The 13472-nt window shown below is 39.4% G+C and carries 13 protein-coding genes; 8 read left to right on the forward strand and 5 right to left on the reverse strand.

The window, feature by feature from the left end; translation table 11 throughout:
- Positions 1 to 80: 80 nt before the first annotated feature.
- The 4 genes from AN944_RS01695 to AN944_RS01715 all read left to right on the forward strand — a co-directional run bounded on the left by AN944_RS01695 (position 81) and on the right by AN944_RS01715 (position 5022).
- Positions 81 to 1058, forward strand: a complete 978-nt coding sequence (locus AN944_RS01695; RefSeq protein WP_055022971.1) for a DUF1852 domain-containing protein — start codon at positions 81 to 83, stop codon at positions 1056 to 1058.
- Between the two features lie 75 nt (positions 1059 to 1133).
- Positions 1134 to 2186 carry a methionine synthase gene (locus tag AN944_RS01700; protein WP_055022846.1) on the forward strand — a complete coding sequence of 351 codons (1053 nt, stop codon included), beginning with the start codon at positions 1134 to 1136 and terminating at the stop codon, positions 2184 to 2186.
- A gap of 695 nt (positions 2187 to 2881) precedes the next feature.
- A complete protein-coding gene (locus AN944_RS01710; RefSeq protein WP_055022848.1) occupies positions 2882 to 3907 on the forward strand; it encodes a hypothetical protein in 1026 nt (341 codons plus the stop codon).
- Positions 3908 to 3915: 8 nt separating this feature from the next.
- Positions 3916 to 5022 carry an acyltransferase gene (locus AN944_RS01715; protein ID WP_055022849.1) on the forward strand — a complete coding sequence of 369 codons (1107 nt, stop codon included), beginning with the start codon at positions 3916 to 3918 and terminating at the stop codon, positions 5020 to 5022.
- A gap of 537 nt (positions 5023 to 5559) precedes the next feature.
- Here AN944_RS01715 and AN944_RS01720 read toward each other — a convergent pair.
- Positions 5560 to 6390, reverse strand: a complete 831-nt coding sequence (locus tag AN944_RS01720; RefSeq protein WP_055022850.1) for a sulfite exporter TauE/SafE family protein — start codon at positions 6388 to 6390, stop codon at positions 5560 to 5562.
- Between the two features lie 205 nt (positions 6391 to 6595).
- On the reverse strand, positions 6596 to 7399 hold the full coding sequence (locus tag AN944_RS01725) for a zinc metallopeptidase (RefSeq protein WP_235530830.1): 804 nt from the start codon (positions 7397 to 7399) through the stop codon (positions 6596 to 6598).
- 85 nt (positions 7400 to 7484) lie between these two features.
- Here AN944_RS01725 and AN944_RS01730 point away from each other — a divergent pair, with 85 nt between their 5' ends.
- From AN944_RS01730 to AN944_RS01745, 4 genes are all read left to right on the forward strand, one after another.
- On the forward strand, positions 7485 to 8204 hold the full coding sequence (locus tag AN944_RS01730) for a flagellar brake protein (protein WP_055022851.1): 720 nt from the start codon (positions 7485 to 7487) through the stop codon (positions 8202 to 8204).
- Between the two features lie 255 nt (positions 8205 to 8459).
- Positions 8460 to 9440 (forward strand): nuclease-related domain-containing protein, encoded by a 981-nt coding sequence (locus tag AN944_RS01735; protein ID WP_055022852.1) that lies wholly within the window; start codon positions 8460 to 8462, stop codon positions 9438 to 9440.
- Positions 9441 to 9459: 19 nt separating this feature from the next.
- Complete coding sequence (locus AN944_RS01740) at positions 9460 to 10008, forward strand: excalibur calcium-binding domain-containing protein (protein WP_055022853.1); 549 nt, start codon at positions 9460 to 9462, stop codon at positions 10006 to 10008.
- 59 nt (positions 10009 to 10067) lie between these two features.
- Positions 10068 to 10454, forward strand: a complete 387-nt coding sequence (locus AN944_RS01745) for a hypothetical protein (protein WP_055022854.1) — start codon at positions 10068 to 10070, stop codon at positions 10452 to 10454.
- An 81-nt stretch (positions 10455 to 10535) separates the two neighbouring features.
- Here the strand turns inward: AN944_RS01745 and AN944_RS01750 are convergent, their stop codons facing one another.
- From AN944_RS01750 to AN944_RS01760, 3 genes are all read right to left on the reverse strand, one after another.
- Positions 10536 to 10934 (reverse strand): hypothetical protein, encoded by a 399-nt coding sequence (locus AN944_RS01750; protein WP_055022855.1) that lies wholly within the window; start codon positions 10932 to 10934, stop codon positions 10536 to 10538.
- Between the two features lie 328 nt (positions 10935 to 11262).
- Positions 11263 to 12906, reverse strand: a complete 1644-nt coding sequence (groL, locus tag AN944_RS01755) for a chaperonin GroEL (RefSeq protein ID WP_055022856.1) — start codon at positions 12904 to 12906, stop codon at positions 11263 to 11265.
- 52 nt (positions 12907 to 12958) lie between these two features.
- Positions 12959 to 13249, reverse strand: a complete 291-nt coding sequence (locus AN944_RS01760) for a co-chaperone GroES (RefSeq protein ID WP_055022857.1) — start codon at positions 13247 to 13249, stop codon at positions 12959 to 12961.
- Between the last annotated feature and the right edge of the window lie 223 nt (positions 13250 to 13472).

Consider the following 13472-nt stretch of genomic DNA (forward strand, 5'->3'; position numbering starts at 1 on the left):
GGCACCTTCAGATGGAATTGAAAGCCAAGCAAGCATTAGCGACAGGTTCAGGGTTTATTACGGAAAAGGGACAGCAGATCATGAGTAACGATTTTACATTTTCGATTAAAAATATTTGTCTTGATGAAAATTATCAACCATCAGACAGCACTCGCATTACCACTAACTTTGCCAACTTAGCCAGAGGTGAAAGTCGTCAGCAGAACTTACGAAACGCATTGACGATGATCGATAACAGTTTTAATGCCCTCGCCTATTGGGATAACCCCAAAGGTGATCGATATTCTGTCGAACTTGAAATCATTTCTGTAGATATGAGAATTGAAGGAAATAATCAAGCCTTCCCGTCAATTGAGATATTGAAAACCCATATTGTAGATCATCACACCAAGGAACGGATTGAAGGCATTGTCGGCAATAACTTTTCATCTTACGTGCGAGATTATGACTTTAGCGTCTTACTGTCTGAGCATAATAAAGGTCAAAGCCAATTTAGTATCCCTGATACCTTTGGCGATCTGCATGGCAAATTGTTTAAGTATTTCGTGAACTCAGATACCTATAAGCAGCACTTCAAAAAAACACCGGTTATTTGCCTGAGTGTATCAGACAACAAAACCTACCAGCGAACGGGTAATCAACATCCATTATTGGGGTTTGAGTATCAGCCCAATGAGTCATCGTTAACCGAGCAATACTTCAAAAAAATGGGCTTACAGGTTCGCTACTTTATGCCGCCTAAAAGTGTTGCACCATTAGCGTTCTACTTTTTTGGCGATTTACTGAATGATTACAGCAACCTTGAGTTAATTAGCACCATCAGCACAATGGAAACCTTTCAAAAAATTTATCGACCTGAAATTTATAATGCCAATGCGGTGGCAGGAAACTGCTATCAGCCTAATTTGAAAAACCAAGACCACTCGCTCACGCAAATTATTTATGACCGAGAAGAGCGCAGTAAGTTAGCAGTGAAACAAGGCAAGTTTGCAGAAGAACACTTCATCAAACCTTACCAATCATTACTCGAACAATGGTCAGCGAATTACGCAGTTTAAGTACTAATTTTAAGTATTCATTGTAGCGATGACATTAAGCTACACACGCAAAATTTAAGGCGCCGCAGCATTATTATGAAAACTAATACACAAACACCCCTACTGCCAACATCAACAGCGGGCAGCTTAGCGAAACCGTCATGGCTTGCAGAGCCTGAGGCCTTATGGTCGCCCTGGAAATTACAAGGCAAGGAATTAATTGATGGTAAACACGATGCGCTGCGCTTGTCATTACATGAACAGCAACAAGCGGGGATTGATATCGTCAGTGATGGCGAGCAAACCCGCCAACACTTTGTGACCACCTTTATCGAGCACTTAACTGGCGTCGACTTTGAAAACCGAAAAACGGTCAAAATTCGTGACCGCTACGATGCTAGCGTTCCAACGGTAGTGGGCGCTGTTTCACGTCCTAAATCGGTTTTTGTTGAAGACGCCAAAGTTCTACGCCAGCAAACTAAGCAACCCATTAAATGGGCCTTACCTGGCCCAATGACCATGATAGACACCCTCTATGATGACCATTACCACAGCCGAGAGAAACTCGCTTGGGAGTTTGCCAAAATACTTAATCAAGAGGCGAAAGAATTAGAAGCAGCAGGGGTTGATATTATCCAATTTGATGAGCCTGCATTTAACGTATTTTTTGATGAGGTGAATGAATGGGGGATTGCGTGTTTAGAGCGAGCCATCGAAGGCCTAAAATGCGAAACCGCGGTGCATATTTGCTACGGCTATGGCATCAAAGCCAACACAGACTGGAAAAAGACCTTAGGCACAGAGTGGCGCCAATACGAGCAGGCCTTTCCTAAACTGCAGCAGTCTACTATCGATATTATCTCGCTAGAATGTCATAACTCCCATGTGCCCATCGAACTGCTTGAGCTAATACGAGGTAAAAAGGTAATGGTGGGTGCAATTGATGTCGCCACCGACACCATCGAAACACCTGAAGAAGTCGCAGCAACTCTACGTGAAGCACTCAAATATGTGGATGCCGACAAGCTTTACCCATGTACTAACTGCGGCATGGCACCTTTATCACGTGATGTCGCAAGAGGCAAGTTACAGGCGTTAACAGCTGGAGCTGACATCGTTAGAAAAGAACTATCAATGAGCACACGATAAAAGCTTAAAATCCTACGCTAGAAAAGTTAATGGCAAGTGCTCAGCCGGAGCACTTGTCCAATCAACCTAAAGTGAGAAACTAAACAGATAGCAAATAGGTATCAAAATGGAAAGTCTAAATATAAAACTAAACAAATAGCTATAAAAAAGGTTAACTAAGCCCGTACCCACGAAGATCAGCAATGAATTTTACACTAGGGGCAGAATAAATCGCTGTAGAAAAAGGCTTTTTACCACGAATTTATGTTTCTAGCCTTAACAATTTCAGCGTGACGAGGTAATGTATCCTTCTCTGCAATATATACAAAAATACAATTAACAATAATGAAATAGCTTGAAAGAGTTTGCTCTACCCTCATGTATTCCCCCCAACTATTCTTTTTTAACATTTCGTCGCCTTTAACCAATGAATCAGGACATAGAAATAAAGTTTGTTAGGAAAAAATCCGCCATCTTTTGCGTTATTACTTGCCTTGTGACAGTTACTTATTAGATGGTACAAAAGCACAAATTTGAAAGAGTGTTCAATATTTACACTGGACGCAGATGCCAAAACAATTGTTAATAAATAGTAACAGCTAAAAACAAAAAAATGATAGACTGTCAGGAAGCATTCTATTTTGTAAGCAAGCAACTCAAACGTCATTGAGCTCTTTTAAAAAATTATTTTCCCTGAAAATAAAAGGATTTTTTTAATGTCAGCGATTTCACACTCTTCTTTCAGAAATCCTCAATTTGATGTATTTTTTATCTTACTATTGCCTGTATTTGCCATTGCAGTTGCATCTATTGCTAACACTTCCTCAATTTTGTACAACCTTATATTTTCATTAAATATATTTTTCTTAGGCTATCATCACGTCATTTCAACCTATACAAGGCTAGGCATATCACAGTTAAGTGATTCAGAAACGCGATTTTTGACCTTGATTTTACCATTTATTGTAATAGCTTTTGTTTTTACGTGTATTTATATTAACTCTTCATGGCTAATATCAACTATATACCTACATTGGCAATGGTGGCATTACACACGGCAAAGCGAAGGTGTGTCAAAAGCCATACGATATAAAGTCCAAAGCAGTGAAGGTGGCAATGAACTATTTAATCGAATAGTATTTTATGCGGTACCTATAGCTGCTTTCTCATTCATGTCAGCAAGGAATCCAAATACGTTCCTATTTATGGAAGTAAGAACTCTTCCAATATCTATGTCCGTTGCTATCGCTCTAGTTTGTATAGTAATTATTCTTCAGTGCATATGGTTGTATAACCAAATAGGAGCTCTTCGTAGCGGTAAATTAAAACCAAGACATTTTGGGTATTTAGTAAGCCACCAAACAATATACTGGGTAGCTTATGCTTTATTCACCGATATTAATGTTGGCTGGCTCGCTATCAACATATGGCATAACTCTCAATATATTTCTTTTGTATGGCATTACAACTCACAAAAATTTCAAAAAGGGTTTGATAAAAACCACCCTGTTATTTCTTGGTTAAGCCAGCAAGGATATCTAAGAGTTTTTTGCTATTTCTCCGTTTCTATTCTCGTTACTTATTTCTTTTATTCTGGAGTAGATTGGTCTATCAAGCAGCTGTCTCCTTACACATCATTACCTTTAATTGTCATTGCTTACCAAAGCATTAATTTCCATCACTATATCGTAGATACATGTATATGGAAGCTTAGAAAAAAGTCAATACGTGAAAACATATAGGCCCATGATTGATTATTAAAAATCCACCTATGATGATTGAATCCCTTTCTGGAATAAGAGCTCTAGCAATTTTACTAGTTATTTTTCGCCATGGAGTTAAAGGAGCTTTGGAAAAGTTCAATATTAATATCGACTCTCCTTTTGTAATATTCATGATTAATGGTTGGAGCGGTGTAGATTTGTTTTTTGTATTAAGCGGTTTTTTAATTGGTTACCATTTGCAAAACCGATGGCCTAACGAACCTTCAAAATTCGAGAGTTTCATAAGAAGTTACATCTATAAACGGTGCGTTAGAATTTTGCCAATATACTATGCTTCTATTGCCGTAGTACTGTTACTTCCTACAAGTATATATAGTATACATAGCCATAATGTTACTTATGATCTAGCTATTCACAGCGTATTCTTACAAGATTACTTAGGCTCTAACTTTATTGTATCTCTTTGGAGTCTGGCTTCAGAAATTAAGTTTTATATTTTAGCCCCCCTCATACTTTATTTTTTTTTAAAAGTTAACAGTAAAATCCTGTTGATAATCACTTTTACCGTTATTAGTTTAATACTTTACAGTCAATACATAGCTCTTAGTGAAGAACTCAGCTTCATTTCATATAGTCACTTTTTTTGGAAGTACAGAGCACCATTTCATTACGCTTTTTTGGGGCTGTTTATCGGTATGATACTGGCTATCTTTTATGCCAAAGATGGAATTCCCTTATGGATAAAAAATAAAGGAAATATCGTCGTTCTTTTTTCTCTAGCATTGCTTACCTTTATATTATCCTCACAAAGCTATGCTAGTGATAATGCTAACTGGATTCTTACTATCTTCATAATTGCAATATCTATCGCTTTATATAGCTTATTAATTCTCGGAGCGATCTACTCTAAAAGCCTAATCAATAAAATTCTAAGCTCAAAAATAAGCCACTTCATCTCAAAGATTTCATATCCACTCTACGCAATTCATATGGTTGTTATCCCGTGTAGTCTTCAACTTTCGAACTCAATATTGCAATTCGTAGTAATTTATATTTTATCAAGTGTATTAAGTGCATATATTTTACACATTTGTATTGAGAATCCTTTTATGAAACTCAAGAGAAATTTTTAAATTCTCGGAAATATCCTAGATATTAACAGTCTTATATGTAGTGGAATGTTGAAAAGGGTTTGGTTTTATTAAGCCAACAACTAGCACTGATAAAGCAAATGTTTAAATCCACCTCACCACACTAAAACACTTGACTCGAAAGCCTATAGTGGGTGACGAAATCAGTTTTATAAGGTAGTTGTAACGTCACGGTAAAATGAAGGCGTCAAAGCAAATAATGAAGGGACAAGACTTTCAATTATCACACTCATAATATTAATAAAATGAAGTGATATGATTCTGTGAGATGTTTATTTTGACCTCACTTTTTAACTTGTTTTCGAATACAGAAAGTCGTGGCACATAGCCCACGCCAGACTAAAGGGAAACATTTAGCCAGCAGATCCACTTGAAATAGACTAAAAAAGTTTACTCTGACCTTGACGAACCCGAGAACCAAAGCAACACACCAGTCGTCTGTAAAATAAGCTAGTGTTCAACAAGAACACTATAGCTATAAACTCATCTTAAGTCTCTAAAGCAGTTTATAGGAAATGCTTATATAAGCAACTGAGCTAACATTCTTAAGCCTGTTATGAGCAATACTACTGCAAATATTCTCTTCAATTTTCTCGCATCCAATTTGACTGCCAATATGGCCCCAACAGGTGCAAATAATACTGTTAGCGGCACAATGCAGATAAACCCCACCAGATTAACCAACCCCCAAGTGCCAGCTGGCGCATCGCTTGGGGTACTGCCTAATACCAACATAGTGAGCGCCGCAGGCAACGAAATAATTAATCCAATCGCTGCAGCCGTGCCTACCGCCTTATGAGCTGGGTAGTTATAAAGCGTCAGTAATGGCACCGAAATCGTGCCGCCGCCAATGCCTACCATTGAACTGAAAAAGCCAATCGAAGTCCCCATCACCGTTTGCCCAACGTTACCGGGTAACTGATGATAGAGCGCAGTCTTACCCGTTCTCAATAACATATTAAGCGCTGAAAGCACCGCAATAATCCCAAACAATATTGTCAGTATTGTACCGTCAACACGTGTCACCAACCAACTGCCCAGCAACACGCCAACCAGAATAAATCCAGCCCACCGTTTAAGCAGCTCAAAATCGACATTGCCTTTATGATGATGGGATCGTATTGAGCTAATAGAGGTCGGCACTATGGTTGCCAGCGAAGTCGCCGTCGCCACCAGCATCGCCGACTCAGGTGACACACCAAAGCTTTGGAACAAGAAAAACAGCACTGGCACGATAACAATCCCGCCGCCGACACCTAACAAACCCGCTAAAATTCCAGCGAAAATACCTGTGGCCACCAAGGCCAAAAAGGTTGTTATATTCGCTGTTATAAATTCAATGATACTCATTAATGGCAACTTCTATTTGTTTTCAATTAAGTCGTTATTGATGTTGAACTGGTCATTGTAAATAAACTCAGCTGATTGATGAATTGAATTGCATTCATCAACACATGAATGAAATTCAACATGGGCAAAAGTAGGAAACAAAAGAGTTTGCTGGAAGTTGTAATGAATAATTTTGGGAAAGTTTACTCTAACCTCGCATATTCTATTAGCGACGTAGCACCGCTATCCAGCGGCCAAGATTAAGTAAACTGGCCAGCGAGCCAGCCACGTAGGTCAGCGCCGCTGCTTTTAGGATCTTCTCCGCATTTTTTAAGTCACCGTCATGCAGATAATTGCCCTCTTTTAATATGGGCAGCGCCTTGCCATAACTGGCGTCTAACTCCACAGGCAAGGTCACCAGATGCACAATAGTGCTCAACCCCATCGACAGCACGCCAATCAAAATGGTCAACGCGCCAGCCTGCGGTATACGGGTTAGCATAAACACCACTGGCGCCGCGAACATCATTATGCCAGCAATTCGCTCACCGACCATCGCAGCTCTAGCGAGCTTCTGTCTTGCAAGAAATAGAGATTCGCCGCGAGAGTCCTGCAGCGCATGCCCGACCTCGTGGGCAGCGACAGTCACAGCAGTTAGAGAGTAACCGGAATAGTTATCTGGCGTTAGGCGAACAGTCTTCGCGGTGGGATCATAATGATCACCGTCGGGTGTCTCTTCAACCTTGACGTCATGCAGGCCAAAACGATCTAGAAGATGACGTGCAAGTTCACCACCGCTCCCTTGCTGACGGTAGCGATCAGCAGGCTGCTTAAACTTGTTAATGATGTGATTGACCCACAAGCTGGGCAAGAATACGCAGCCTGCAATGACAATAAGTAAAATGATCCATAGCATGAAAACCAGTATGCCATAAACGGGCATATAACTCTCACCATGATTACTCAAGGCCATTAGCATTGGCTGACTCTTTTTTATTATTTTCCCATCAAGCTTGGCGCCAAATGGCAAATTAGTAGCCTATTTATCCGTTAGCATAAGTCTAAATCTAGACTCATTTTAGGCTGCGGCCTATTTATCACGAGGCGGCATTAGAGTGACTAATAAACGCGTACAGCTTGTTACTGAACCAGAGAAAATCAATCACACTTTAGGTTTGCTCAAGGCTGATAGCCAAATTGACATCGAGTTTGCCTTTTTTAGTAACGAGCGCATCAAAGGCCGTGTTGTAGGTGCTCAAGCTGGCAAGTATTTTCTATTGGCGTTACCTAAAACGGTATTTCGTACTCAAGAAAGCATGCTAGTTGAAGGGCAGACTGTGGTAGTAAGATCAATTATTGAAGGTAATACAGGTGCCTGCGTTGCTTTTAAAGTGCGTATCCAGTCGGTAAGTAGAGCTCCCTATTATCTGTTGTTTATCGATTTCCCAAAAAAATTAGAGATGATTAACCTGCGCAAACAAGCAAGGTTGAGTACTCATCTCCCTGCTAGCTTGAGCGTTCAGCAAGCTAACTCTGAGCAACATAGCCAATTACTGACCGGGACAATCCATGATATTTCGGTATCGGGTTGTCGCTTTAAAACCGATAGCCAACCTAAAGCCTTACATCATTTAGACAGATTGATTGAGCTAGCTATTAGTTTAGACGCGAGTACTGTGCCACTTAAAATCAAGGCCAAAGTGAGCAATAGCAATGCTGGTCGTAATGGAGTGCTGTCATTAGGAATAGAGTTTTTGAGCGAGCAAATGAGCCCTAAAATCAATCAACAGCTCGCTCAGCTTCTGCAATATCCTATGCTCCCTCAAGCTAGCTAAAGAAATAACTGGAAGCAGAGTAATCTTAAACCAAATGATTCCTCTCCCGATCAAAAAGCCCCGATACTTAACTGTATCAGGACTTTCTTTTCATATTCTTAAAGTGGGATTTTGAAAAATTTACTCTGTTGCTACTTATGACCTCACTTATTTCGCCAGTCATTCTCAAACTTAAATAATATATAGCCTTAAAACGTATTCTATGAGTATTATGGTACTGATTATTATCAAGTTATGAATGGATGCTGTTGATAAATGATTCTAAAAACCAAAACCCTTCAAAATACGGTTTCACCACAGGCTATTGCTGGTCAAAAGCAAGAGCAAAACGTGGCCTTCTTTTTGCGCCGAGCTTTCAAAGACAATCCTGAAATTCTGGTCATCAATGATTTCAAATTCACTTTTAATGATGAAACCGCTCAAATCGATCACCTAATTGTTTATCCCTATGGCTTTGTACTCATTGAATCAAAAAGCATTAAAGGGCATGTGAACGTTAATAAACAAGGTGAATGGACTCGAAGCTTTAATCAACAATGGTCTGGTATAGCATCACCTATAAAGCAGGTAGAACTGCAGCAAATCTTACTAAAAGAACTATTAGCCCACCATAAAAGTGAAATATTGGGTAAATTGTTAGGCATAAAGCAGCAAGGATTTAACCTAAGGTGTTGGGATCACCTGTGTGTGATATCAAGCGATGCGATTATTGATAGAAACGCTATGCCAAAAGTAATCTCTGAGCAATTAGTAAAATCTGAGTTTTTGGTGGATAAGCTCAAAGAGATAATGAATTTAACGAATAAATTCATGCGATTTATTAATGTAAAAGACACTCGACCTGACTTTAATCAAGCTGAGCTAGACTCAATTGGACACTTCATTCTCAGCCAGCATATTGATAGCAGTAACCAAGCAAGTGAAGTGGTTGCTAAAACTCCTGAAAAAAATCAGCAACCCCAAGTACCAACAGCAGTTAATAACACCACTCCAATAACGAATAACCAACCTACATCAGCAACAAAATTAAGCTGTAAACATTGTGGTGAATCAACAAACTACACCCCAATGTACGGTAAGTTTGGTTATTACATTAACTGTAATCAATGCACTAAAAATACGCCCATGAAACAAGCCTGCCCGCAGTGCCAAAGTAAAAATACTAGAGTCCAAAAGCGCAAAGAGACTTACACCTTGAATTGCCAAGATTGCAGTCATAGTCAGCAAATAGTCTAAGGAATAGAAATTGAACAACATGGAAAAAGGCAAACTTGTTCGTTGGAACGACGACAAAGGCTTTGGTTTTATCAAACCTGATTCCACAGGTAATAAAGATATATTCATTCATATATCAATACTCAAACACATGGCGAGAAAACCACTCGTAGGCGACCAAATTAACTACTTTTCAGAAACTCAAAGTGATGGAAAGATCAAAGCGATAAAAGCCAATATCGAAGGTGTCGCTGTTATCTCTACCCGCAAGTCCAATAATAATCATCGCCGACACGACAAAAATAAATCAACAAGCGGCATGCTTATCCCTCTATTAGTCATATTTGCCCTCGGCATATTTGGCTTTCAGAAATATAAAGAAATGACAGCAACGCCAGTACTAACGAACCAAGACATTGAACAAATGGAGTTTAAGCCCGTACAAAATTTCCGCTGTGAGGCAGGAAAAACCCACTGTAGCCATATGCGGTCATGTGAAGAAGCAATGTATTACAACAAGTACTGCCCTGACACAAAAATGGATGGTAATAACGATGGCGTCCCCTGCGAAAGGCAGTGGTGTAACTGATATTAAGAGGTCAGGATAAAATTTACTCTGACCCCAACTTTCCACTTTTAAGGATATATATGCGGGGAATAAAATCAGAAAACATGGATAATGACCAAGTTTTCAATCAAGCAATTATGGTAATGCTAACTTGGTTTTGTGTTTATATAGTTGTTTATTTGGTAGGTTTTTCTGATTGGTATATTGAATTTTTAGCTTATTCAATATTATTTACTTTAGTGCATTTTAATACCGTCTATTCAAAATTGTGTAGCTCTATATATAAACGAAAGAAAACAAAGTTGCTTACTGGTTGTATGGGCTATGGCGCTTTTGTGGTTTTTAACGACTTGATTTATAAACTACAGTTTGTTCCAGAAAAGAAAGTTACTATTTTTATATACATTGTATTTTATCTAGTTTTATTGGCTTTATTTGATTTTTATATAAAAAAACATCAAAAGTGATAAGAGCAAGTGGTTAAAGTTTACTCTGCCCCTGACGAATCCCCCACTCTCTGACCCCACTTAATCCATCAAATTATAATCTTACTTTTTATCATCGACCTTACAGAATGATATAAAATCATTCTTGTATTTTTCGAAATAATCACTTTCACATATTTGATGTATATTAGTTTTGGCTGCGACTTCCTCTGCATCATAAAGTGACTCAACAATTACAGCATACTTTAATGCTTCTTGCGCATAACCTTGATAAAGCTTTATATCTCTCAGCATTGAATAGGCCATTGAACATTTCTTATCAAGATTAGGGCAGTATCGATTAATGGCTTCTAAATAATCAGTTTCAGCCTGTTTAAAGTCTTTCACTAAAAGATTATTAAAACCTTCACTCATCAATTCGTCAAAACTAAGTTGGTTCTTCTCTTCAGCAATTAAACTCCAATTTATACATAATAAAAACATAAGAAAATAACGTTTCATATCTGAAGACCTTGATTATGACAAACTTGAGTAAGAAATTAGTGAAGTCAGAATAAACTAACTTCAATTAAAACAAAATTACCCTAAGTAATGTTTATATGTCATAACATAACGAAAAGCCCCGATACCGTTAGGTATCGGGGCTTTCATTTTCTTTTACAAGAAGTTCGGTTCTAAGCTTTTAGGCTTTAGACCAGCAATGAATTTTGCATTCTTGGCGCAGGATAAATTGGGTTAGAACAAGGCGCTTTACCACGACGTTTAGTACACTAAACGAGTGGTGAAGCAACGCAGTTATCACCGATTTAGACCAGCAAAGAAGCAATAATTACATCATGCCGCCCATTCCGCCCATTCCGCCGCCCATGCCGCCCATATCAGGCGCTGCAGCTTCTTGTGGAATTTCAGCTACCATTGCTTCTGTTGTGATCATTAGACCCGCAATAGATGCTGCAAACTGTAATGCACTACGGGTTACTTTAGTTGGATCAAGAATACCCATTTCTAGCATGTCGCCGTAAGTGTCGTTACCTGCGTTGTAACCGTAGTTGCCGTTACCATTTTTCACGTTGTTAGCCACAACTGATGCTTCTTCACCTGCGTTAGTCGCGATTTGACGAAGTGGTGCTTCCATTGAACGTAGTGCGATAATAACACCGTGTTTTTGGTCTTCGTTGCTAACTTCAACTTCAGAGATTTTAGACGCAACACGTACTAGCGCTACCCCGCCTCCTGGTACAACACCTTCTTCAACAGCTGCACGAGTTGCATGTAATGCATCTTCTACGCGCGCTTTTTTCTCTTTCATTTCAACTTCTGTCGCTGCGCCAACTTTGATAACAGCTACGCCGCCAGCAAGTTTAGCCATACGCTCTTGAAGTTTTTCTTTGTCGTAGTCAGACGTTGACTCTTCAACTTGTTGTTTGATTTGCGATACACGTGCAGATATTTGTACTTGCTCACCGTTACCATCGATGATGGTTGCGTTATCTTTAGTGATAACTACGCGCTTAGCTGTACCTAAATCTTCTAATGTCGCTTTTTCAATTTCAAGACCGATTTCTTCAGCGATAACTGTACCGCCAGTTAAGATTGCGATGTCTTGTAGCATTGCTTTACGACGATCACCAAAGCCTGGTGCTTTAACAGCAGCCACTTTAACGATGCCACGCATGTTGTTCACAACTAATGTTGCTAATGCTTCACCTTCAACGTCTTCTGCAACGATAAGCAATGGCTTACCTGTTTTTGCTAGACCTTCAAGAATCGGTAGTAATTCACGGATGTTAGAGATTTTCTTATCAACTAATAAGATAAATGGAGAATCTAACTCTACGCTGCCAGTTTCTGGCTTATTGATGAAGTATGGTGATAGGTAACCACGGTCAAACTGCATACCTTCAACAACGTCTAATTCGTTTTCTAGTGCTTGGCCTTCTTCAACAGTGATAACGCCTTCTTTACCGACGCGCTCCATTGCAGTGGCAATGATTTCACCGATTGATTCGTCAGAGTTAGCTGAAATAGTACCAACCTGAGCAATCGCTTTAGAGTCTGAACACTCTTGAGACAATGCTTTAAGCTCAGTTACAGCGGCAACAACGGCTTTGTCGATACCACGCTTAAGATCCATTGGGTTCATACCCGCGGCAACAGCCTTAAGACCTTCAGTCACAATTGATTGTGCAAGAACAGTAGCAGTAGTCGTACCGTCACCAGCAGCATCATTGGCTTTAGAAGCAACTTCTTTCACCATTTGTGCGCCCATGTTCTCGAACTTATCTTCTAGTTCGATTTCTTTTGCTACCGATACACCATCTTTAGTGATTAGCGGTGCGCCAAAGCTTTTATCTAAAACAACGTTACGACCTTTAGGGCCTAACGTCACTTTAACTGCGTTTGCAAGAATGTTTACGCCGTCTAGCATTTTAACGCGAGCGTCACTGCCAAATTTAACTTCTTTTGCTGACATTTGTCTGTTCCTTAAAATTTGTTGATGATTGAAAGCGAGTTAATAATTAGGATTAACCTACAACTGCCATTAAGTCAGATTCTGATAGGATAAGAACTTCTTCACCATCAATCTTTTCTTTCTTCACACCGTAACCTTCATTGAAAATCACTACGTCGCCGACTTTTACGTCAAGGGCTTTAACTTCACCGTTTTCTAAGATGCGACCATTGCCTACAGCTAGGATTTCACCACGTGTTGAAACTTCTGCAGCACTACCAGTTAATACGATGCCACCAGCTGAAGTTGACTCAACCTCTAAACGTTTTACGATTACGCGGTCATGTAATGGACGAATATTCATCTACGGACTCTCCTAATGATTGCTGCCCACAAACGAGGCGGTTTAAACAAATGATAAGGGTATTTACCCTTTGATGAATGATATATGGGGGTAGATGATCACAGTTCCAAGGGGCTTTTCTAAAAAACTGCGATTTTTTTGTAAAATTTGTAGCGAGTATTTATTAATACAGAATGAATGCTGGTAGTATTTGCCTCCCGTTTTCGTGTTTAAGTCGAGATTA

Source organism: Shewanella sp. P1-14-1 (assembly GCF_001401775.1).
GTDB lineage: Bacteria > Pseudomonadota > Gammaproteobacteria > Enterobacterales > Shewanellaceae > Shewanella > Shewanella japonica.